Origin of the sequence: Pseudomonas sp. ABFPK, assembly GCF_001586765.1 — a bacterium.
Taxonomy (GTDB): domain Bacteria; phylum Pseudomonadota; class Gammaproteobacteria; order Pseudomonadales; family Pseudomonadaceae; genus Aquipseudomonas; species Aquipseudomonas asiatica.
Window position 1 is genome coordinate 68530 of record NZ_LQXW01000078.1, and the last position, 21969, is coordinate 90498.

A 21969-nucleotide genomic window follows, 5' to 3' on the forward strand; every position below is an offset into this window, starting at 1 on the left:
CAAGGACTTACCATGACGGTCTACTTCATCGGCGCCGGCCCCGGCGACCCGGAACTGATCACGGTCAAGGGCCAACGGCTGATCCGCCAGTGCCCGGTGATCATCTATGCCGGCTCGCTGGTGCCGGCCGCCGTGCTTGAGGGCCACCAGGCCGAGACCGTGATCAACAGCGCCGAACTGCACCTGGAACAGATCGTTGCCGCCATGCGCAGTGCGCATGAGCAAGGCCAGGATGTGGCTCGGGTACACAGTGGCGACCCCAGCCTGTACGGCGCCATCGGCGAGCAGATCCGCCATCTGCAGGCGCTGGGCATCGATTACCAGATCATCCCCGGGGTCACCGCCACGGCGGCCAGCGCCGCCCTGCTCGGCTGCGAACTGACCCTGCCCCAAGTAGCTCAGACCGTTATCCTCACCCGCTATGGTGACAGCTCGCCGATGCCGCCCGGCGAGCAGCTGGGCGACCTGGCGCGCCATGGCAGCACCCTGGCGATTCACCTGGGGGTCAAGCACCTGTCGCGTATCGTCGAAGAACTGCTGCCGCACTACGGCACGCACTGCCCGGTGGCGGTGGTGCATCGTGCCACCTGGCCGGACCAGGACTGGGTGCGCGGTACCCTCGGTGATATCGTGGAACGCGTCGCGGCCAAGGATTTCCGGCGCACGGCGCTGATCCTTGTGGGCCATGTGCTGGGCGACACACCGTTTGCCGAATCGGCCTTGTATCGCGCCGGGCACGCCCACCTGTATCGCCCTGGCGACTGAGCATTGCCAGGTTCGCCGCAGGCGTAGCAGACTCCAGCTTCCCGCCTGCAAACAGGAGTCATGCCCATGCTGGACCTACGCCCAAACTGCGAGTGCTGCGATACCGACCTGCCGGGTGACAGCCCCGATGCGCTGATCTGCTCCTTCGAATGCACCTTCTGCCGCACCTGCGCCGAAACCCGTTTCCAGGGCCGCTGCCCGAACTGCACCGGCCAGTTGGTGGCACGCCCGACACGGGTCGGCCAGGCACTGGCCAACAACCCCGCCTCAACCCAGCGCGTGAGCAAATCACACTCCGCCTGCGCATGACGACTACAAAAAACAGGCATCGCCGCTTTGCCAGGGTGATGTCTTTCCCTCTTTTTGTAGGACTTTTCAACAACAAGCACGTGGACTTTCAACACTTCTATACTCGGCATTACCAAATTTCGGGAATGGTCGTATCGTGCAGCGCTTCCGATAACCCCACTTGCAGACGTATTCCTGAGTGATCCAGGAAGCGGACCACATCCTGACAGGAGTTTTCTTCATGACTACCGTGCTGATCGTCGACGACCACCCCATCGTCCGGCTGTCCTTGCGCATGTTGCTCGAACGCGAGCGCTTCCGTGTTGTCGGCGAGGTCGGCAATGGCAGCGAGGTGGCGCAGGTGGCCCGCGACCTGCGACCGGATGTGGTAATTCTCGACATCGGCCTGCCCGGCCTGGATGGCATGGAAGTGATAAAGCGCCTGCAATGCCTGGAGCCGGCGCCCAAGATCATGGTGCTGACCGGCCAGGCCACCGATTTGTATGTGCGGCGCTGCCTGGATGCTGGTATCGGCGCTTTTGTCACCAAGGAAGAAGACCACGAGGCGTTGCTGTTTGCCCTTAAAGCGCTGGTCAAGGGCTACTCGACCTTCCCGCAGATGTCGGTCAACAGCAACTCGCTGGAAAGCGAGCCAGTGCGCCTGTCCAGCCTGTCCAACCGGGAAATGGAGGTGCTGCGGCGCCTGGCGCGCGGCGAGAACAACAAGAATATCGGCACCTGCATGAACCTCAGCGCCAAGACCATAAGCACCTACCGGGGCCGCATCATGGAAAAGCTCAAGACCGAATCACTGGTTGAAATGGTCGACCTGGCCAAGCGCAACAGCGTCTACTGAGCGCTCGATGACAATGAAGCGCCTGCTGGCAAGCGCCCTACTGGTCATCGGCCTGGCCGGTTCCGGCGCGCTGCTGGCAAACAGCGAACCTCGCCAGTTGCTGGCACGCTCGGTCAGCGCCGCGGCCCCGCTTGCGCTGTCCAGCGAAGAGCGTCATTGGCTACAGCAACGCCAGCACCTGGTACTTGGCAGTTCGCGCCCCGACTACCCACCGCTGGAGATCAATGTCAGCCAGCACGACTACGAAGGCCTCAGCGCCGATTACGCTGGCATCATCGCAGAACAGCTGGGTACCACCATCGAAGTACGACGCTACGACAGCCGCCACGAAGCCATCGCTGCGCTACGCGACGGCCGTATCGACCTGCTGGGCAGCTCCAACGCCTTCGAGGCAGCGGATGCCCAGCTCAGCCTCAGTTCAAGCTACGCCGACGATCTGCCAGTCATCGTCACACGCGAGGGGCGCAGCCTGAAGAACACCCCCGACCTCGCCGGCCTGCGCCTGGCCATGGTCGATCATTACCTGCCGGCCAGCAGCGTTCGCAGCCTGTACCCCAAGGCGCAATTGAGCCTGTATCGCTCGACCCTGGCCGGGTTGGCCGCCGTCGAACTGGGCGAGGCCGACGCCTACCTGGGCGATGCCATCAGTACCGACTTCGCGATTGGCAAGAGTTACCAGGGCACACTGAAGATCGACCACTTCTGTCAGGTTGCCCCTGGCGCGTTTGCCTTTGCCATGGCCAGTGACAACCCGCGCCTGCAACTGTTGGTCAACAAGGCGCTGGCGCGTATCAGCGAAAGCGAACGCCTGAATATCCTGCGCCGCTGGAGCAGTGGCAACACCAGCCTGCTGCTGCAGCGCCACCTCACCGCCCTGACCGCCGAAGAAGAAGCCTGGATAGCTGCCAACCCCAACGTCAGCGTGCTGGTCAACACTTCGCTGGCGCCACTGACCTTCAACGACACCAAGCACCGCCCCAGCGGCATCACCCTCGAGCTGCTCAAGCAGATCTCGCTGCGCACGGGGCTGCATTTCAAGCCGGTCGAAAGCCCGTCGGCGCAAGCAATGATCGAGCGCCTGGCACGCGGGGATGCGCAGATGATCGGCGCACTGGGTTACAGCACAGACCGTTCGAAACAACTGCGTTATACCCGTCCCTACCTGGTCAGCCCACGGGTGCTGGTCACCCGTGGCGACAATGCATCACCGCCGCAGGCCATGGCGCTGGATGGCATGCGCATCGCCCTGGTACGCGGTTCGCCGCAACGGGCCGTGCTGCAACAACGCTATCCGCAGGCCAGGATGGTCGAGGTGGACAACCCGCTCGGCCTGATGGAGGCCGTGGCCAACGGTGCCGCCGACGTCGCCCTGAGCAGCCATATCAATGCCGCCTACTACATCAGCCATGTGTTCAAGGACCGCCTGCGCATTGCCAGTGTGCTCGACGACGACCCCGCCATCGCCGCCTTCGCCGTGGCCGCGGACCAGCCACAGCTGCAGGCAATCCTGGACAAGGCGCTGCTGAGCATTCCACCCGAAGAGCTGGACCAGTTGATCAACCGCTGGCGCACCACCACCCTGGTCAGTGACAGCCCTTGGCGCGACTACCGCACGCTGGCCTTGCAAGTGCTGGTGCTGTCGGCCTTGCTGCTGGCCGGGGTGGTGTTCTGGAACAGCTACCTGCGCAAGCTGATCAACCAGCGCACCGAGGCCCAGCATGCCCTGCAAGCGCAACTTGCGCTTAGCCGCGGCCTGCTTGAACAGCTGCGCCAGGCCAAGGACGACGCCGAACAGGCCAGCCAGACCAAAAGCACCTTCCTGGCCACCATGAGCCATGAAATCCGTACCCCGATGAATGCCGTGATCGGCCTGCTGGAGTTGGCCCTGGAAGACAGCCGCGGCGGCCGCTGCGACACCCAGACCCTGCAGACCGCCCACGATTCGGCCATTGGCCTGCTTGAGCTGATCGGCGATATTCTCGACATTTCCCGTATCGAATCCGGGCATATCACCCTGCAGCCAGTGCCCACCAACCTGGTAGAACTGGTACGCGCCACAGTGCGGGTGTTCGAAGGCAATGCAAGGGCCAAAGGCCTGCACCTGCACAGCGAACTGCCCGTAGCGCCGGTGTGGGTGCTGGCTGATCCGCTGCGCCTCAAGCAGGTCTTGTCCAACCTTATCAGCAACGCCATCAAGTTCACCGACAGCGGTGAAGTCCAGGCCAGCCTGCTACTGCCCTCGCCCACCGACACTGACAGCCTGACAGTGGAGCTGAGTGTGCGAGACACCGGCATCGGCATCAGCCAAGCCGACCAGGCCCGGCTGTTCAATACGTTCGTCCAGGCCGACGGCCCCCGGGCACGCCAGGGCGCCGGCCTGGGACTGGTCATCAGCCGCACGCTAGCCGAGTTGATGGGCGGTACCTTGAACTTGCAGAGCGTCGAAGGCCTTGGCACCAAGGTGCAGGTCAGCCTGCAGCTGCCCGCCTGCGCTGCACCGGTGCAGGCCGACCAGCACGACCCTGTGCTGGAAACAAGCGGCGGCCCTTTGAACATACTGGTGGTCGACGACTACCCCGCCAACCTGCTGCTGCTGGAGCGGCAACTGCATACCCTGGGGCATCGGGTCACGCTGGCGGAAAACGGGGAAATCGCGCTGGCACGCTGGCAGGCTGCGCGCTTTGACCTGGTAATCACCGACTGCAGCATGCCGGTCATGGACGGCCACGAACTGACCCGCCGTATCCGCAGCCTGGAGGGCGAACGCGGCCTGGCGGCATGCCGCATTCTCGGCGTCACCGCCAACGCCCAGGCCGAGGAGCGTGCCCGCTGCCTGGCCAGCGGCATGGACGAATGCCTGTTCAAACCCATCGGCCTGCGTACGCTCAAGACCCACCTGCCCCACGCCCACCCCCGGCAGCAGCCGACAGCACGGCGCGCCAGCGGGTTCAACCTTGGCGAACTGCGCCACCTGACCCAGGACGACGAACAACTGACGCGGAACTTGCTGCAGCAGTTGTCACAAAGCGTCAGCGAAGACCTGGCCACCTTGCGGGCGTTGCCAGCAGACGCCCCCGGCGAAACTTTGCGCGCCTTGGCTCACCGGATCAAAGGTGGGGCGAAGATGCTCAAGGTACGCACGCTGGTCAAGGATTGCGAAGCCATCGAGCAGGCCCACGACCAAGGCCTGCCGACGGTTGACCTTCGCCTGCAATTACAGGCCAGCCTGGAGACCCTGCTGGACGAGCTGGGCGATGTGCTCAGTGCAATTGCAGCGTCGAACTGATCTGGCTGATAGCGTTTACCACGTGCCGTGAACCCTGCTGGATTTCCATGATCACCGTACCGGCTTCGTTGGCCAGCGCCACACCATGGCCGGTACGCTTCAGGCTCGACTGCATGCTGGCCACGGCCAACAGCGACAGGTCGTGGTTCTGCCGCACCACGTCGACGATTTCCAGGGTAGCCTTGCTGGTTCGCGCCGCCAGGCTGCACACCTCGTCGGCCACCACGGCAAAACCGCGCCCGTGCTCGCCGGCGCGGGCCGCCTCGATGGCTGCGTTCAAAGCCAACAGGTTGGTCTGGTCGGCAATGCCACGGATGGTCAGCACTATCTGCCCGATCACATCCGACTGCTTGCTCACCGCATCGATACTGCGTGCCGCGTCGTTGAGTTCATGGGAAATCTGCTCGATCACCTGTACCGCCTGCTGTACTACCTCGGTGCCCTTGCGCGCGCAGGCATCGGTCTGTACCGAACTGGCATGGGCAGCATCGGCCGCGCTTTGCTGGGTGCTGACCTGGCGGGTGATGTCGCTGGCGAACTTCACTACCTTGTACAAGCGGCCCTTGCTGTCGAAGATCGGGTTGTAGGAGGCCTCCAGGTAGACCGTCTGGCCATGTTTGTCGACACGCTCGAAACGGTGCGAGTGGTACTCGCCGCGGTTGAGCGATGCCCAGAACTCGCGGTACTCGGCCGATTCGCGCTCGTGCGCCTGGCAGAACAGCCCGTGATGGCGACCGACCACCTCGTCCAGGCGATAGCCCATGGTGTCGAGGAAGTTCTGGTTGGCCTTGATCACCCGGCCTTGCGGGGTGAATTCGATTACCGCCATGGAGCGGCTGATGGCCTTGAGCAGGCTTTCGCTCTCGTGCTCCTCCATCACTCGCTGGCTGATGTCGGATGCTACCTTGATAACGCTGGTGACCTGGCGCTGCTCGTCCAGTACCGGCATGTAGCTGGCTTCCAGCCAGACTTCGCGGCCGGCCTTGTCGATGCGCTCGAAGGTACCGCTGATGGCCTTGCCCTGCCCCAGTTCACGCCACAGTTGCTGGTATTCGGCGCTTTTCGCGTAGCCAGGGTCGCAGAACAGCCGATGATGCTTGCCGCGCAACTCCTCGGCGCTGTAGCCCATGGCTTGGCAGAAGCGCTCATTGGCATCGAGGATCGTGCCGTCGGGGGTAAACTCGATCATTGCCATGGAGCGGCTGATCGCCGCCAGCTTGGCCTGCAAGCTGGCCAATGCCTGATGACTGCGCTGGATTTCGACCAGATCGGACTTGCGGTGGGAATCGAGCATGTGTCTTAGATTTATACCAAACACTGGAAAACTCCTGTATTTGCTCGGCTTCACCATCACCGTGAAATCACAATATCCCTATTCTGGATGGACCGCAAGCGAACTGAAAGGATATTCTATGGGATATCCGCTATCCCTACTCCTAACGGTCACCCCATGCCCAGAAAGATCACCAAACCCCTGGCCGACTGCGATGCCAGCATAGCCGCCATTCTTGCGTCAGGTGAGCGCGGCAGGTTCCCCGAAGGGAGCATCACAGGCCTACATCTCCTTATAGACGCTGGTGCGCCGAAGTGGCGGTACCGATGCTATCTGTACGACAAGGAAATCCCGTTCGCCATCGGCGTCTATCCTGATGTCTCGGTTGACGAAGCCCGCCGCCAGGCGCTGGCAGCCAAGGCCGACATCGCCAAAGGCCTTCACCCAACCGAGGCCCGCAAAGCACGTGAGGAAGAGGAACGCAGCAAAGCAGCCTGGACCTTCGCCAAGCTGGCCGAGCAATGGATGGAGCGCCACGCACACCTGAAACCCAAGACTATTGCCGGCCGTCGCGGCGTACTGAAAAACCACCTCCTGCCCGTGGTCGGCAACCTGCATGTCAAGGACATCGCTGTCAGGCATATTCGCGACATCCTCGGCCGCATCAAGGACTCGCCGATCATGCAGCGCGAAGCCCTGCGCCTGCTGAACAAGATTCTCGCCCACGCCATGGACCACGACCTGGTTTCGCAGAACGTCGCCGTTGGCCGCGAAGGACTGCTGGATGCCAAGCCAAAGACCAAGCATCACCCCGCCCTGGTTAAGGAAGACGACCTAGTGGATTACATTCGTCGCCTGGACGCACTCGGCAACAGCGGCAGCGACTGCGTGACCGCAGCCCTATGGCTGCAGCTACTGATTCCGGCAAGACCAAGCGAACTGTGCGCCATGCGCTGGTCGCAGCTGAGCGTGAACTGGGAGCAGACTCCCAACCAGGGCACATGGACCTATATTGTCCCAAAGACCGGACAGGAACATACGGTGCCCCTCCCTACCCAGGCCTTGGCACAGCTGAGCGGCATTCGCGAATACAGTCTGGCGCTGAACAGGCGAGCTGTAGCTAGTGCCTCACCCTTCGGCCGGTTCGCTGACGATGAAACTGCCAATGCACCTGACTGGGTATTCCCTTCGGTCGGCGCTTTCGGTCAACACATTGCCAGCGAAACCTTGCTCCGACGCCTGACCGAGAAACGCGACGACCGAAGTGGCCTTGGGTATGAGCGCGGCACCATCACGCTCCATGGCTTCAGGTCAACGCTTCGCTCTCTCGGTGAAGAAGTGCTAGGCATCAAGTCGGTACTACTGGAACTACAACTAGCGCACAGATATCCGGGACCTCTAGGGGATGCCTACATGAAGTCACGCTTGCTGGAAAGGCGGCGCAGGGCCATGCAGAAATGGGCTGACTATATCGAGGACCTCTACCACCTGGCCGTGTCCGGAGTGAAGAAAAGCGATGCCGCTCGGGCGCTCACCGACCTGCCCGGCGACAAGCTGGATATCAGCGGAATGTCGGAGCTGGAGTACGCGGCCATGGTTTCGAAGTCAGGGCTGAAAATCGAACCCGAGTGACATGGAACGGTGTTCTCAGGTCTTCGGCATGATGGCACAGCGGGATTTTATTAGGTTTGCGGGCTGCTTTATTAGGTCTGCGAGCACAGGTAATAATGCTGGGAGGCCCGATCTAGAGCACACGTTTATTACTTTTATTGGTTTTATTAGTTTTTCTATTAGAGAGAGAGAGAGAGAGAGAGAGAGAGAGAGAGAGAGTACAGGCGTACACTGAAAATAGGATAAGAGGGATAACGCTGTGCAGACGACAGCGCCAGGGAGCTGGGTAGTGCACTTTAGCTAATAAAACCCATAAATCTAATAAAGCCCCATCTAGCACGCGGGTTTCAGCGTTATTAGTACCTTTATTAGGTGGTTTATTAGTCTGTGCCGTCCATGGCCCCGAGAACCACGATCAAACGTTCCAGTACCGCTTCACTGTCGTCAGGCTCAGCCCCGACAACTGTGCCACCTCGCTCTGTGACCGACCCGGTTTGAGTGCCTGGACCTTTTCCGCTGTGCCAACAGCTACCGGTCGCCCCAGCTTCTTCCCTTCGCCTCTGACCCGCTGCAGCCCTGCCTGGGTGCGCTCGACGATCAGGTCACGCTCGAACTCGGCTACCGCAGTCAGGACGCCCATGGTCATCTTGCCGGCTGGACTGTTCAGGTCCATTCCACCGAGAGCCAGGCACACGACCTTCACCCCGCGCTCAGCCAGAACCCTGACCGTGAACTGTACGTCGATGGCGTTACGCCCCAGGCGGTCCAGCTTGGTTACAGCCAGGATGTCGCCTTCCTCCATGCGCTCCAGCAGCTTGGCGAACTGCGGCCGCTGGGCGGCCACTGTGCTGCCGGAAATGGTCTCAGTGACCACGCGCTTGGGCTCTACAGTGAAGCCTGCGGCCTTGAGTTCCTGGACCTGGTTCTCGGCGGTCTGGTCAGCGGTGCTGACGCGGCAGTAAGCAAACGTCCGTGACATGGCGATCACCTCTCTAATGGTGCCAACAAACGTAGTACCAACCTAGATCAGCACCAACAAACGGTCAATGCCTATTTGTTGGCACCGATAATCGAGGCGATCAGCGGTAGCACTTAGGGAACGATTGTTGGACCCAGCCCTTCGGCACCATGCCCACCAAAAACAGGGGGTGGCTTTAACCCTGTGGGCAGATACCAGCAAAAGGTGATCGTTGAAAATAGGGCCATGCCAGCGCGTCGCCGGGAAGCGGATGCTGGCAGGGGGTGGGGGTCGCCTGGAAAAGGGCCGGCAGGCTGCAAATGGCACCGCCCCGGGGGTGTGCAAGGGGATCGACCGACGCGCAATACGTATATCTAGATGTATGAAGTTTCAAATTTTTTATAAAAAATCTGACTAAAAACTAAGCCTCATCACCTGCGCCCACGGCCCCGCCGAAAAATTTTTTTATAGCCGGAAATCCAAGCCCTGACCACTCAAAACCGTGCAACTCGCAAACGGTAAAATTTAACTTCCTGCATTAAATCAACAACTTGTGCTTATAAAGGTGCAACGCAACGGTACGCGCCGCTTAAAACCTGGTCCAGGTCGAGAAGGCGCCGTACCTATCATATTTTGTTCTTTCAGTCCAATAACTATTGACTATAGAAAACAGCTTCTGTAGTGTGTAGTCATGCCATAAACCATCGACGAGGGTGGTCAGCATGAAAAGCAGCAGCGCCGCCGTAACCCTGAGCCAACTGGCCGATCTGGTCGCCACTGACCGCAGCGCGCTGTGCCGCAACCCTCGCTTGCCACAGGCCACCCCTGTGCATTCCGCCACCCCGGGACGCCCCGAACACGCCATCAGCCTCGAAGATTTGGCCGCCTGGGCGCTAGCCCAAACTGCGCACCTTTCCGAGGCTGAACTTCGGGTCCGCCTGGCCCTGGCTGGCCGTACCGAACCGCCCCGCACCCGCCGCGCCACGAAGCGTCCGCACCGTCTGGTGGACAACGACCAGGGCGGCTACACCGCTGTGCCGCAGCGGGTACCAGACGATTACAGCCTTGAAGACCAAGCCGCCCTGCGCGGCCTCGTCCATGGAGAACAACGACCATGAGCGTCTACCACGACTATCGCCGCCTGAACGTTGGCGACATCCATCCCGGCACCGGGGAAGTCATCACCCAGGACATGGTTGATGAGCCCACCCTCACCGAGCGCGTGGCGTCCTACAGCTCGCTCATGACGCATACGCAAGCGGTGATCGACCGGTCCCGTGCAGAAATCGAACGGCTGCAAGGTGTCATCCGCGATGCCCAGCAAGAACACCGCGTAGCTGCCCACCGGCTTTTGTGTGCACTCAATCAACTGGAGCAACAGCCATGAACTTCGCCGAAGCCTTCGCCACGCCGCCCGCGCCCACTGTCGGCGGCCTGCCGCTCGAAACGTTCATGGGCCTCGTACAGCTGTATGAGGAAAGCTGCGCCAAGATTCTGCGCGGCCTGGAACGTGAACTTGTGCTGATGCAGCTCATTGCCTTGGAAGAACGCGACCAGGGCGGATTCACCATCCATTAAGCGCCCGGCCACTGTGCTGGGGGAGTAAGGAGAAATGGCTTTCGCAGACCTCTTTTCCGCCGAGAGCATCGGCAACCTGATGCAAGACCCGCGTATGGTGCTGGGTCTGCAGCTGCTCAGTCAGGGCCGGCAAGGTTCCGGTTCCCAGGCCCTCGGCCAGGCAGGCAGCCAAGCTGCCCTTGTGCTGCAAGAGCAACGCCGCCAGCAAGAGTTGGGTGACTACCGCAACAACCTGGCGCGGATGCAGCAGGAACAGTTGCAGATGCAGCAACAGGCCGCCCAGGCCAAGGCACAGCAGCAGACTGAATACCGCGCCCGCCTGCAAGACCCCGCGTTCTTGCAATCGCTCAGCCCCATGGCCCGCCAGATGGCGCAGTTGGGGGTCGACCCGGCCGAGCTGATTCGCGCCACCAACGCCGACAACCTGGCCCAGCATCGCCAGGCCCAACTGCAACAGCAGCAAGCCCAGTTCGATACCCGCGAAAGCCGTATCGGTGCCAACGCCGGATCGTCCGGCCCACGGGCACCGGCCCCCCGTGCATTCGTCGACCAGCCTTTGGGCGGGGATCAATACCAGCGTTTTCAGTACGACCCAGCGACGGGCGGCTACAAGCCGTGGGGTGAGCCGTTCAACAAACACAGCCAACGGAAAGCCACAACCGGTGCTGACGCCGCCACTGAGGCGATCATGGGTGCCGAGGCCGAACCTGTGCCGGATATGTCCGCACTACCAGGTACCGGCAGCTTGGGAAGCTACATGCCGAAGCAAGGCCCGGTCGGCGTCATGGCCGCGCAAGGCGGTGGTGCTGCAGTGAAGCAAGCCCCCAAAGCTGGTATGCGCGTACCTGGCCAGCCGAAGGTGGCCCGCCCATTGACGGCAGAGGACTATGCAGCGCTGCCGAGTGGCACCCAGTACATCGACCCGGTATCCGGGCGCACAGCGACCAAGCGCTAAGGGGGTGACATGCAGTGGCCATTTCAGCTTTCGGTGATGCCCTCGATGACGAACCAACGTCGCCTGGCCCTGCTGCGCGCCAACCGCAACCGGCGCCAGCGCAGCCACAGGTAAGCGCATTCGGCGACCCGCTATCCGCGTTCGGTGACGCCCTCGACGACGAGCCGGCTCAACCTGTGCCCCCTGCCGAGCTGCCCAACCGCACCGCCGGCCAATGGGCAACGGATGTCGGCGCCCACATCGGGCGCGGCGCCTACGGCCTGTTCGATACCCTGGCCGGCGTAGGCGACCTGGCAACCGGTGGCGCGGTCACGCCCTGGCTGCAAAGCCATGGCCTGGACTCGCAGAAGGCCCGGGCCGCGCTCGATGCTGAAATGTCGCCCCAGGCCCTGGCCCAGCGCAAGGAATTGGAGGACGCCCAAGGCTTTGCCGGTACCGCTGGCGCTGTACTGCGCAACCCAGCGTATGCCGCAGGCGCGATCATCGAGAGCGTGCCGCAGATGGTGGCCGGGGGCGTGGCGGGTCGCGGCATCGCTGCCGGTGCCAGGCTGGCCGGTGCCGCTCCAGGCGTGGCCGGTGCACTCGGTACTGGCGCCGGTGAAGGCCTGGCCGCAGCGGGCCAACAGGCCGCGCAAACTGTGCAAAGAACAGGTGACCTTACACCCGGCCAGACTGGCCTGGCGCTGCTGTCCGGTGGCATGACTGGCCTGCTAGGCGCTGCCGGCGCCCGTATCGGTCGCGCTCTCGGCATCGGTGACATTGACGCGGTGATGGCCGGGCAAGGCGGCGTGGATGTGGCCAAATCGCTGGTAAACCGGGCATTGGCTGGTACCGGCGTCGAGAGCCTGGAAGAACTCAGCCAGTCCGCACAGCAGCAAGTGCTCACCAACCTGGCGACGGGTCGCCCGGCAATGGAAGGCGTGGCCAACGCTGCCGGACAAGGCGCGGTGCTGGGTGGCGTGATGGGCGGTGGCGTGAACCTCGCCAGCCGTCCGACCGTGAACACCCCGGCAGAACAGCCTGCAGTACCGCCAGCACCACAGGTTGATCCAGTTGTCGCTGCTGCCCGCGCTGCTGTGCCCGGTGCGATCCGCAACTACCTGAACCCCGAGCAGGCGACCCCGGCACCGGCTGCCCCGCCAACCCCGCCACGGCCAGCGCCTCAGCCAATCCCGCAACCTGTGCCACTCGCGGGCAGTCAGAATGTGCGCCCCCTTTTCGAGTCGATGGGCCTGGATCAGCAGCAGATGGACAGCAGCCTGACCCTGCTCGCGGATGACGAACCGAACATCGAAGCCGCCCGCCGTGGCACGATCAGTTGGGAAGAAACTGGCCGCCTGGCTGCCCTGACTGGCACCACGGTGGAGAAGCTGCGCAAGCATCGCTTGGGCGTGGCATTCAATGCCGAAGAACAGGTCGCAGCGACCCGCCTGCTCAAGGAACAGACGGTCAAGACCCTGGACCTGGGCGCCAAGATCAGCAGCGGCGGTGCCACTGAAATCGAAACGGCCAACTTCCTGCAAAGCCTCAACGACCTACGCACGACGCAGCGGGCCGTCATGGCCAGCCGTGCCGAGATTGGCCGTGCAATGTCCGCCATGCGCGCCGATGTCACCACCATGAAGCAGGCCGGCCACATGCTGGATTCTGTCGGCGGTGCTCAGGGCGCCAAGGCCATTGCCGACGCCCTGACCAATGCCACCCGCATCGGTGGAGTGGAGGCAGCCAACAGGCTGGCCCGCCGGGCCGGCAGCGATGGATTCTGGACGTTTTATAAGTCGATGCTCTTATCGTCGCCGGATACTCATTTCGTCAACGTCATCAGTAACTTAGCCACAAGTCTGATGCAGGTTCCCGTCCGCGCATTGGCTGGCGGCATCGGTGCTGCAAAGCGTCTTGCCACAGGCGGCAGGGCCGGTGAAACCCATGTCGGCGAATCCGTATACCAGCTGCTCGGCATGATTGAAGGGGCAGCGAATGGTGCTCGCGGTGCTGTCAGCTCCTGGCGCACGGGAGAGGACGCGTTCGGCGACGAGAACAAGGCCGAGGTCTACCGCACCGACTACCCAGGTCAGCAGGTGTGGGGCGTGCCGCTGCGCCTGCTCCAGTCGGAAGACCAATTCTTCAAATACCTGAACGATGGCATGGAGCGGTACGCCATCGCCTACCGCATGGCCACCAACGAGCTGAAAGGCCAAGGCCCCGTAGCCGTCCATAAACGTGTGCAAGAAATCATCGCAGACCCACCTGCCGAACTGGTACAGGCCGGTGAGGATGCGGCCTTGTTCCATACATTCAACAACCAGGCGGGCGAGATTACCCAGGCCGTGAACCGCCTGCGCCATGCGATGCCCTATGGCTCCGGAATGGCCTTCATCCCCTTCCTGAAGACCCCGATGAATCTGGTCACCTACTCGGTCAAGCACAGTCCAGCCGCGCCGATCTTCCGGCAGGTCCGGGCAGACCTCAAGGCGGGCGGCCATGTGCAGGAAGAAGCCCTGGCCCGTATGGGTATCGGCTCGCTGCTGATGTCCTTGGGTGTCCTCGGCGCCTTGAATGGCAACATTTCTGGCGGTGGCCCGGAAGACCCGGAAGAACGCCGGGCCTGGCTCGCCGCAGGCAACCAGCCGTACAGCCTCAAGATCAACGGGCAGTGGCAGCAGTATTCGAGGATCGAGCCGGGGGCCACCTTGGTCGGTATCGCCGCCGATGTGGCACACGGGTGGGAGAAACAGGAACTCGGCTTCGCCAGCATGATGAAGGCCATGGGCCGCAACTTCATGTCGAAGACCTGGCTGCAAGGCCTGTCCGGGGTGATGCAGGCGATGACCGACCCCGACCGCTACGGCGGTAGCTGGATCAACCGCACCACTGCCACCTTGGTGCAGCCAGCCACTGTGCTCAGCCACATCGGTCGCTACATGGACGAATTCCAGCGCGAAACCGACCGCGACAGCTTCACCGACCAGCTCAAGTACCGCTTGCCTGGCCTGCGCGAAAGCCTGCCCATCAAGCGCGACCAGTTCGGTGCGCCGCTGATGGAGCCGCAACGCCAGATCGGGCGGGCCGGCCCCATCCCGTCCACTGTGCCGAGTGATAATCCGCTGCGCCTGGAAGCTGACCGTCTCGGCTGGGCGCCGCAGGCCATGAAGCGCACCTTCTCCCTGAAATCCCAGGTACAAGGCCAGCGCAACCAGAAGGTGGAACTGACCACCGAACAGCTGAACGAACTGAACGAACTGGCTGGCAGCCGGATGCACGCCGACGCTAGCGCCTTGATGCGCTCCAAAGCGTGGCAGGCCATGGACGATGAAGAACGTGTCGAGGCCTTGGACAAGGTGATGTCTGGTGCCCGACGCAGTGCCAAGCAAGCATTCACCCCGTACCTGCGCAACGGCAGCCGGGGGTTGATCGACCTTCACCGCAAGCAGACGGCCGCCATGACCAGAGGTAAGAAATGAACGCACTCGAAGCCGCACAAGCAGCTGTGCAAGACGCCCGCAAGGCAGTAGCCGAGCTGCAGGACGCAGAGGCTTATGTCGCCAAGCACCTACCGCTTGCCGGGCAAGCCTTGGAAGCCGCTGTCGCCAGGTTGCGCCGATTGAACCAGGCCGACGGCACCGCCGCCGCAGCCAATCAACAAGCTGAAATCGACCGGCTCACCGCCAAAATCGCCGCCGTCAAAGAGGGCCGCCACCATGTATGACATCCAACACCTCGACCGCCTGCGCCAGGACTGCGAGTTCCACCAGGTCGACTACAGCCGCGCCAAGCTCATTGCCGACCCGGAAGGCGGCGGGTATCTAGTCACTCACGGCCAGCCCATCGTGCCGCTCGGGCAACTGGGCGAAAACGTGCCGTCTGGCACTGTCGGCTACCGCTCCGCTGAGAGCGCAGAAGCCGCACTGCTCGATGGCCTGCTCAAGCTGATCGTGGCCGAGCGCCGTCGTGTGCGATACGGCGCCGTGTGTGGCATGGGCGGCGACCAGATCGCCCGCACTCCACTGACCGAACAGGAAATCGCAGCCTTCAAGGCACGCACCAACCCCAGCACCAAGATCGCCGCACTGCAGCGGGAGCTGGCCGAGGCCCTGGCCGAACAGGCTGCCCGCGAACGCAGCGCCAACGCCGCCGAACAGCTGGCCGCCAGGTACGGCCTCACTGCAGCAACTGTGCAAGCCGTTGAAACCCCAAGCGCCGCGATCAGTGGCCATCCAAGCAAAGCCAAGCGCGCTTCGCGCCAAGAGGTGAACCATGAGCAGCATTGAAGTGGAACCAATCGACGGTCCTGACGAACCCGTGCCGGTCGACCAATTGGCCGCCGTGCTTACCGACTCGGTTGGCGTGCCCAACGATGCTGGCGACGGTGACATGGTACCCGACGACCTCGCGACGGAAATTGAGCAGTACGACGCACACGCCGGGCAACGCGACGCACACCTGGCCGAGGATGGCGAAGGCGAGCAGGTAGACGAACAGGTCGAGCAGCAGCAGCCACAAGGCCGCAAGCAGCATGTGCCCCTCGGCGCCCTGCAGCAGGAGCGTGCCCTCCACCAGCAGGCCAAGGAACAGGTCCGCGCGCTGCAGGAACAGCTGGCCGCACACCAGGCGCAGATGCAGCAGTTCCAGCAGTGGCAACAGCAGCTCGCCGCCCAGCAACAACAGGCTCAGCAGCAGGCGGAAATCCCGGCCTTCGTCGATGACCCGGAAGGCCACATCAACGGCCTGAAAGCGCAGTTTGAGCAGCGCCTGAACGACATGCAGGGGCAGCAGAACCAACGTCAGATGCTGGAGCAGGCCGGGCAGCAGGTTCAGCGTGACGCCCAGGAAGTCGCACCCTTCATCGGCGAGATGGAGCCAAGGTTCCGGGCAGCGCACCCTGACTACGATGACGCCCGCGAGTTCGTCCAGGCGAACATCCGTGGTCAACTGGCGGTGCAGTACCCTGGCGCGTCGGCCGCGCAAATCCAGGGCCTGGAGAACGTCGCCATTATTGGCTTCCTGCGGCAGTGCCAGGCGAACGGGGTGGACCCTTGTGCACACGTGTACCAGCGTGCGCAGGCGCTCGGCTACCAGACCCGTAGTCGTGCACCGGCCACCCCGCCGAGGCGTGCACCGACCAGCCTTGGCGCGCTTCCAGGTGGCGGCCGGGCGCCGGACGAGCAAGGTCGGCTTTCTGCCAGCCAGGTGGCGTCGATGAGCAATGAGGATTTTGATCGGCTATTCGAGCAGATGCGGGCCAACGACGCTCCCCGGTTCGGGTTCTGAGGGGGTGGGCCATGGATAGTCCAATCATCCCCGCCCGTCGCACCACACGCGGCGACCGCATCATGCAGGGCCTCGCAGCCCTGCAGCTTGATGTCGAGCAGGGCAAGAACGAGACGTTGAAACGCCAGCGTCGGGCCGTCCTGCGCGGTATGCGCGCCGGTCTCTGGGCTGACGGCCAGGGGCTGACGATTGACGAGGTACTGCAGGGGCTGAGGGCCGAGCTGTTCGGCTGGCCGCTCAGGATGCTGCCGGTCCATGACGATGACGACGAGCTGTGCCAGCCCGGCACAACAACTGAGGTGATTGAAAATGGCTGACAAACGACCAGGCACCAGCAAGAAACCCGTCCAGGACCAGACGTGGTTCCCGCAGCAGATTCACCCCTCGATGCCGCGCAAGCCATCGGGCGGCAAACGCGGTCGGGGGAAATGACACTGTGCACAGGTGGGCAGGGACGCCCTTACGGTGCGTCGAACTCAATACGGCTCTGGTTCGTGAGTATGTAGTCGAAGTTTTCAACCTTATGGTTGTCGTCAGCATCAACGTAGCTAAGCACAGCGCTACCCACTAATGGCCTGGAGCTTTGGGGTATCCGCACTTCAACGGACTTAGCGGAGCGAGCTTCAAAGCCTCTGATATGGATCGGTTCGCAGCCCTCGAATGGCAATTGCATATCTAGAACAACGTTGTGAGCATGGTAGCCGTCATTGGTGATTATGATTTCGTTCGTCACCCTCCCAGACGAATCGGGAAACCCGTTACTCTTGGTACGCATTGAAAAGTGAACCCTGATTTCCAACTCTCGCCTTTTGCGGTCCGCTTCCGTAGCTATACGGCGTTCTTCTCTCTCCGCTAGCGCCGCCTGGGCCATGATTGTCTGCTGCTCGACAGAGTTTTTCAGCTCTTCTGCCTGTAGCTTCAGCGCATCGGTACTCTGTTGCAATTCGGTTGCCTGAATACTCAGTGCTTTTGTGCTCAGCCTCAACCCTTCAGCCTGTTGTAGATAGCCCAAGACCAGCCAAAGGAACCCAACAGGACCGAAAGCACCAGCGTAGAAGTCACCCAGCTCATTTAGCGGCATGGATAGCAGGGAGCCGAGACGATCCCACACGAGAGCAAGGAAGCTAAAAAGGTAAACCAGAGTCGCAACTCCACCGAGCTGCAGCATGTGCTGGCGCAGCTGCCAGTCAGGTTCTTTGCGTTTCCTATAGATGTGTAGCGACATGGCGGCCAAGACGGCTGCGACCAAGGCACAAGCGACTATGGCTGGGATCGGCCACCCTTCATCCGGCACCACTACAGGTGGCGGCACGCTCCAGAACACACCGCCCACCGGCTCCCACAAACCCGCCATTGCAACCTCTCCGCTCTAAACGTGGCACAAGGCCAGCGATGATACCGGGGGCAGGAAGCAAAAGGGAATTGGCCCACCTTGGAAAAGGGCGCCATGATCGGTGCCCTTCGTCTGACTCAGCCGCGTGCGTTGCGACCCGGCTCGTCTTCTGCAACACGCCACCGCCAATACTTGTCCGGTCCGACCCACACAACAGAGTTAGGGGTCAGCTTCTTGAAGGCGTTCAGCACAGTGGTGCCTACAACAAGGTTCCCATCGCTGTTTTCGCGAAGTAGCCCTTCGACCTTGGACCTGACGATGTAATCCACTACATCGTCTTGGTACAGGCACCCATCTTTCTCAACCTGTGCCAACATCCAGTCGGAAACCGACTTGGCGTCCATGGTCACTTCGGTTCTTCCTCTGCCGGCAGCAAGGAGGCAGCTGGGAAGCGACCGACTTCCAGCTTCTTGCCTGCGAACCACTGGCATTCGAAAGTATCCTGGCGCTCACCCCAGACAGCCTTGACCGCCATCACTGGGCCACCGGATTTGATCTTCACCAGATCCCCAATGTTGAAAAGTGTTTCCTTCGGCATTGCGATTTCCTTGTGTAGTAGCCAGTTGATATGCCGATAGTAAACTCGCGCCTGAGCGAAGCACAATCGTATGCTTGGTCATCTTGGCGTTAGTCACTGCGGTGTCTCTGCTTCACATCCCTAGCGGCGGTCACGAGCATGCCGAGGATTATTGCGAAGGGGGTGATGGTCGCAGCGGCGAGAATCGCGTTCAGCTGGATAACCGCCACAGTTTCATCACTTGCGCCGAACCACCCGGCCATCGACCAGGCGAAGTACGACCACCACAGCGTTGAGCATACTGTGCCAACGATCACGATACCGATATTCAGGAAGATACGTTTGATGAGTTCCATGATGGTCTACCTCACTCGTCTTCTGCGTTGAACTCGCTCAGGTCAACTCCCAGGTGCTGGCCTTGTCCAGGGGTCACATCCTTTTCGATGCGTGGCGCGGCCTTGCCCTGCTGTTCCAGGGCAAAGTTTCTGGTGGACACCGTTGCTAGGATTTCCAGCAGGTCACGGGCGCGGGCTTCCTTGTCCTTGGGGTCGTCCTGCTCGGCCTCGCTCGGCCTGCCGATGCCCCGGTTCATGACATCGTTCCGCAGGTCGCGGCGCAGCTTCGGGTCAGTTGCCGGGTTCAACGCTTCCTCGATGTGCTTTCGCTGCATGACCAACGCATGCTCGGCGGCCAGCAGCTCGGTTTCTTCACGCAGGCGCCGGATTTTCGCACGGTGTGCGGCTGCTTCGTCGGCATGCTGCTTGGCGGCGTCCCTCTCGAACCGACGAGCAGCCGAACCGTACACCTCCAGGCTGAACGACACGGGCGGCAGCGCAGGTGGGTTCACTGTGCCGGAAATAGAATCACTCATGGTCTTCCCCTCCGTAAGGTGGCATGCCATCTGGCGCCGCGCCCGTTTCTAGATACTGGTTCCACACGCCCGCCTGCTGGCCGTCCCACCAATCGGCATTGCGGAAACACCACACTTTGGTATTCGGGTTGCTCGATGGCTTGCCGTTCTTTCCAGGCTTGAACAGCTGCTTGAAGCCCAATGCCTTGAGCATCTTCGGCAAGGTCTCCGGCTTGATCCCATAGTCGCGGACCAGCTCGGGGTACTCACCATGGAGCTTGTTGTAGATGTCGTTGCAGCGACCAATCTGCAGCGTAAAGGCACCCTCGCGAGCGGCAGCGCGTTCGTCTAGGAAGTTGACAGCGTGCCCACGGGCAGCCAGTTGCATGTCCTTGGCCGCTTCGGTTTCCGGTGCAGGCGCGTGAGGATTCCAGCCTTTGAAATCCCAGGTCGCCAGCACATTGGCGAATACACCGGCGCCGGGGCCGTCGATCCAGGCCACAAGCTCTTCGTAGTAGGCGTCTGGTTTGCGCGGCGCAAGGCAGCGCATGACGTTGATGCGGCCTTCGTTTTCCGTCAGCGGCAGCGCGTCTTCGTGGTTACTGGTAAGGATGTAGTGCACAGTGTTGCGGACCTCGCGGGCCGGACGGCCCTTCGGCTCGATCACCACGCGCTCGGCAGACACCTTGTTCTTGAACACCTCGAAATTTGCCCGGTCCTTGCCGGCAAGACGCACCTCATTGAGGAACGCGATACGGCGGTCAAGCAGCGCGTCGTCGAACTTGCTGGTAAGCAGCCTGCCGTCACCATCAGTCAAGACCATCGACTGACCAAACACCCGTGCAAGCAGCCGGCCGACCAGGTTCTTGCCGATCCGTCGATTCTCCGAATACAGCAGCCAGGCAGTGGGGATCTTGTCATCGGGATGTTGGTACAGCCACGCCAACCAGCACACGAAGCGATGCACGACAGCCGCGTCACCGTCAGCCAGATACAACAGGTGGTCCCACAGGATTCTCATATCGTCAAAGCTAGCGGCCGCTGTGCGCTCGGCCATTTCCAGCTTGCGGATGTGCCACAGGTTGAACACATCAGGATCATCCTCACTCTCGGCCAGGGCCGTGGGTTCCATGACCAGGTACATGACGACGCGGCGTTCGTGGCCCTTCCACTCCCACCAGATGTCCCCCGCTGGCAGCGACTTCCACTCGACCCGGCCGCCGTCTATTTTCACGACCTGCTCGATGGTGCCGTGACGCTTGGCACACTGGTGCCGCATGCCTTCCTTGGTCAGCCGGCAGCCCCGCTGGATGTAGTAGGCATACACCGCGCCGTCAGCCGTCACCAGAATGAAGTCCTCACTGATGTAGCGCAGAATCTCGCGGGACTCGGGGTCGATGTCGCCGACCTTGAGTGCCGAGTGGCCTTCATCCTTGGGCACCATTCGCAGAACTGGGGCGGGCTTCTGTGCTGCTTGCACAGGGGCTTCCTGCGCCTGCTTCATCGAGGCCAGCAGGCCGCTGGCGTCGCCTACGGTTTGTGGCTGGGCGATGTCCTTACCGAACTGAATTTCTCCGACCGGTTCATTGGCCGCCAGGACAGCGGACAGGGTGACAGACGATGTAATGGTGGCTGTCGTGGTCTTCGCTGGCTCGACATTGAGCAGTGGTGCTGGATCAGCGGCCCCTAGCCCAGGGACGACCCGGCGCAGATCGCTCAGGTTGAAGGCCTTTTCTTCTTCTGGTACGTTAGTACTACTCATTTGAAACACCCCCTAGCCCTGGCCTGAACCGCCGGGGCTTTTTCTTTTCAGGCTGGCTGATCTTCGGTGCGCTTCTTCGGAGTGCCGCCGTAGTTCTTCGGCGCCTTGAGACGCGGCTGCGACGGCAACCCATCAAGGAACGCTTGCACATCAGCTGTCAGCCAAACGACATGCATGGCCTTGCCGTGCGAGCGCAGCCCACCCAGGGCAATGGCGCGGGGGAAGTAATCGCGGTCCATCCAGTTGTTGAGGATGTAGTCGGTGATGCGAATCGGGGCGAGCGCCTGCCGGAGCTTGTAAAGCACCTCGTCACGGGTCATGACAAGACTGGGGGCACGGTCAGGATCGATGTTGACTTCGCGGGCGGCGGGCATGGTGTTGACCTCTCTGCCTTGGGATACCTATTGGGATATTCCTTGAGCGGCCAACCTTGAAAGCACTGTTCTAGAGCGTCATGTGCTTTCCAGCCGCAGTTGCGGTGGAAATCGAACATGACGCCGGGCTCCTGTATGCGCGGTGTCCTGAGCATAGATCGCCTGGCGTAAGTCGTGGTTTTTGTGGCGCCTGTGAGATCGAGCGCCGCCCGCGCGGCGCTTCGCAGCACAAGGC

23 protein-coding genes and 1 pseudogene are annotated in these 21969 nt (G+C 61.9%); 14 read left to right on the forward strand and 10 right to left on the reverse strand.

The features are described 5' to 3' along the window. The first annotated feature begins 12 nt into the window (after positions 1-12). The 4 genes from cobM to WM94_RS27050 all read left to right on the forward strand — a co-directional run bounded on the left by cobM (position 13) and on the right by WM94_RS27050 (position 5195). Positions 13-765: a precorrin-4 C(11)-methyltransferase gene (gene cobM, locus WM94_RS27035; protein ID WP_061552546.1), complete on the forward strand. Its 753-nt coding sequence runs from the start codon at positions 13-15 to the stop codon at positions 763-765. Between the two features lie 66 nt (positions 766-831). Further along, positions 832-1074 carry a DUF1272 domain-containing protein gene (locus tag WM94_RS27040; RefSeq protein WP_013972792.1) on the forward strand — a complete coding sequence of 81 codons (243 nt, stop codon included), beginning with the start codon at positions 832-834 and terminating at the stop codon, positions 1072-1074. A 220-nt stretch (positions 1075-1294) separates the two neighbouring features. After that, positions 1295-1909 (forward strand): response regulator transcription factor, encoded by a 615-nt coding sequence (locus tag WM94_RS27045; protein WP_015270527.1) that lies wholly within the window; start codon positions 1295-1297, stop codon positions 1907-1909. A gap of 13 nt (positions 1910-1922) precedes the next feature. Then, positions 1923-5195: a transporter substrate-binding domain-containing protein gene (locus WM94_RS27050; protein ID WP_061552547.1), complete on the forward strand. Its 3273-nt coding sequence runs from the start codon at positions 1923-1925 to the stop codon at positions 5193-5195. On the opposite strand, the gene WM94_RS31260 is transcribed toward WM94_RS27050, so the two are convergent. Both WM94_RS31260 and WM94_RS31265 read right to left on the reverse strand, forming a co-directional pair. Then, positions 5170-5607 (reverse strand): methyl-accepting chemotaxis protein, encoded by a 438-nt coding sequence (locus WM94_RS31260; protein WP_256207069.1) that lies wholly within the window; start codon positions 5605-5607, stop codon positions 5170-5172. The genes WM94_RS27050 and WM94_RS31260 overlap by 26 nt on opposite strands. A 99-nt stretch (positions 5608-5706) precedes the next feature. Then, positions 5707-6546: pseudogene (locus WM94_RS31265) on the reverse strand (PAS domain-containing protein); the annotation flags it as partial. 99 nt (positions 6547-6645) lie between these two features. On the opposite strand from WM94_RS31265, the gene WM94_RS27060 reads away from it, so the two are divergent. After that, positions 6646-8100 (forward strand): site-specific integrase, encoded by a 1455-nt coding sequence (locus WM94_RS27060; protein ID WP_061552549.1) that lies wholly within the window; start codon positions 6646-6648, stop codon positions 8098-8100. Between the two features lie 394 nt (positions 8101-8494). Here WM94_RS27060 and WM94_RS27065 read toward each other — a convergent pair whose 3' ends face one another. After that, a complete protein-coding gene (locus WM94_RS27065) occupies positions 8495-9058 on the reverse strand; it encodes a recombinase family protein (RefSeq protein WP_061552550.1) in 564 nt (187 codons plus the stop codon). A gap of 701 nt (positions 9059-9759) precedes the next feature. Between WM94_RS27065 and WM94_RS27070 the strand changes: the two genes are divergently transcribed. The 9 genes from WM94_RS27070 to WM94_RS27110 are packed head-to-tail and all read left to right on the forward strand — an operon-like array spanning position 9760 to position 17155. Further along, positions 9760-10155, forward strand: coding sequence for a hypothetical protein (locus WM94_RS27070; RefSeq protein ID WP_061552551.1), 396 nt, complete (start codon positions 9760-9762; stop codon positions 10153-10155). After that, entirely contained in the window at positions 10152-10424 is a 273-nt protein-coding gene (locus WM94_RS27075) for a hypothetical protein (RefSeq protein ID WP_061552552.1), read from the forward strand. Before WM94_RS27070 ends, WM94_RS27075 begins: the two co-directional genes overlap by 4 nt. Then, entirely contained in the window at positions 10421-10615 is a 195-nt protein-coding gene (locus tag WM94_RS27080) for a hypothetical protein (RefSeq protein ID WP_061552553.1), read from the forward strand. The genes WM94_RS27075 and WM94_RS27080 overlap by 4 nt, the downstream gene beginning before the upstream one ends. A gap of 34 nt (positions 10616-10649) precedes the next feature. Then, on the forward strand, positions 10650-11570 hold the full coding sequence (locus WM94_RS27085) for a hypothetical protein (RefSeq protein ID WP_061552554.1): 921 nt from the start codon (positions 10650-10652) through the stop codon (positions 11568-11570). Positions 11571-11584: 14 nt separating this feature from the next. Continuing rightward, positions 11585-15031, forward strand: coding sequence for a hypothetical protein (locus WM94_RS27090; RefSeq protein WP_061552555.1), 3447 nt, complete (start codon positions 11585-11587; stop codon positions 15029-15031). Beyond that, entirely contained in the window at positions 15028-15276 is a 249-nt protein-coding gene (locus WM94_RS27095; protein ID WP_061552556.1) for a hypothetical protein, read from the forward strand. The genes WM94_RS27090 and WM94_RS27095 overlap by 4 nt, the downstream gene beginning before the upstream one ends. Beyond that, positions 15269-15838, forward strand: a complete 570-nt coding sequence (locus WM94_RS27100; RefSeq protein WP_061552557.1) for a hypothetical protein — start codon at positions 15269-15271, stop codon at positions 15836-15838. The genes WM94_RS27095 and WM94_RS27100 overlap by 8 nt, the downstream gene beginning before the upstream one ends. Then, positions 15825-16838: a hypothetical protein gene (locus WM94_RS27105; protein WP_061552558.1), complete on the forward strand. Its 1014-nt coding sequence runs from the start codon at positions 15825-15827 to the stop codon at positions 16836-16838. The genes WM94_RS27100 and WM94_RS27105 overlap by 14 nt, the downstream gene beginning before the upstream one ends. A gap of 11 nt (positions 16839-16849) precedes the next feature. Then, the gene (locus WM94_RS27110; RefSeq protein ID WP_061552559.1) at positions 16850-17155 is read left to right on the forward strand and encodes a hypothetical protein; all 306 of its coding nucleotides are present in this window, start codon (positions 16850-16852) and stop codon (positions 17153-17155) included. A 143-nt stretch (positions 17156-17298) separates the two neighbouring features. Here WM94_RS27110 and WM94_RS27115 read toward each other — a convergent pair whose 3' ends face one another. The 7 genes from WM94_RS27115 to WM94_RS27145 form a co-directional block, all read right to left on the reverse strand. Beyond that, the gene (locus tag WM94_RS27115) at positions 17299-18192 is read right to left on the reverse strand and encodes a hypothetical protein (protein ID WP_061552560.1); all 894 of its coding nucleotides are present in this window, start codon (positions 18190-18192) and stop codon (positions 17299-17301) included. Positions 18193-18308: 116 nt separating this feature from the next. Continuing rightward, complete coding sequence (locus WM94_RS27120) at positions 18309-18575, reverse strand: hypothetical protein (RefSeq protein WP_061552561.1); 267 nt, start codon at positions 18573-18575, stop codon at positions 18309-18311. Positions 18576-18577: 2 nt separating this feature from the next. Next, on the reverse strand, positions 18578-18769 hold the full coding sequence (locus tag WM94_RS27125) for a YodC family protein (RefSeq protein ID WP_061552562.1): 192 nt from the start codon (positions 18767-18769) through the stop codon (positions 18578-18580). A gap of 89 nt (positions 18770-18858) precedes the next feature. Further along, positions 18859-19104, reverse strand: a complete 246-nt coding sequence (locus WM94_RS27130) for a hypothetical protein (protein WP_061552563.1) — start codon at positions 19102-19104, stop codon at positions 18859-18861. 11 nt (positions 19105-19115) lie between these two features. Next, on the reverse strand, positions 19116-19619 hold the full coding sequence (locus WM94_RS27135) for a hypothetical protein (RefSeq protein ID WP_061552564.1): 504 nt from the start codon (positions 19617-19619) through the stop codon (positions 19116-19118). Beyond that, positions 19612-21360 (reverse strand): primase-helicase family protein, encoded by a 1749-nt coding sequence (locus WM94_RS27140; protein ID WP_061552565.1) that lies wholly within the window; start codon positions 21358-21360, stop codon positions 19612-19614. Before WM94_RS27140 ends, WM94_RS27135 begins: the two co-directional genes overlap by 8 nt. A gap of 47 nt (positions 21361-21407) precedes the next feature. After that, a complete protein-coding gene (locus WM94_RS27145) occupies positions 21408-21734 on the reverse strand; it encodes a hypothetical protein (RefSeq protein WP_061552566.1) in 327 nt (108 codons plus the stop codon). Positions 21735-21969: the final 235 nt, after the last annotated feature.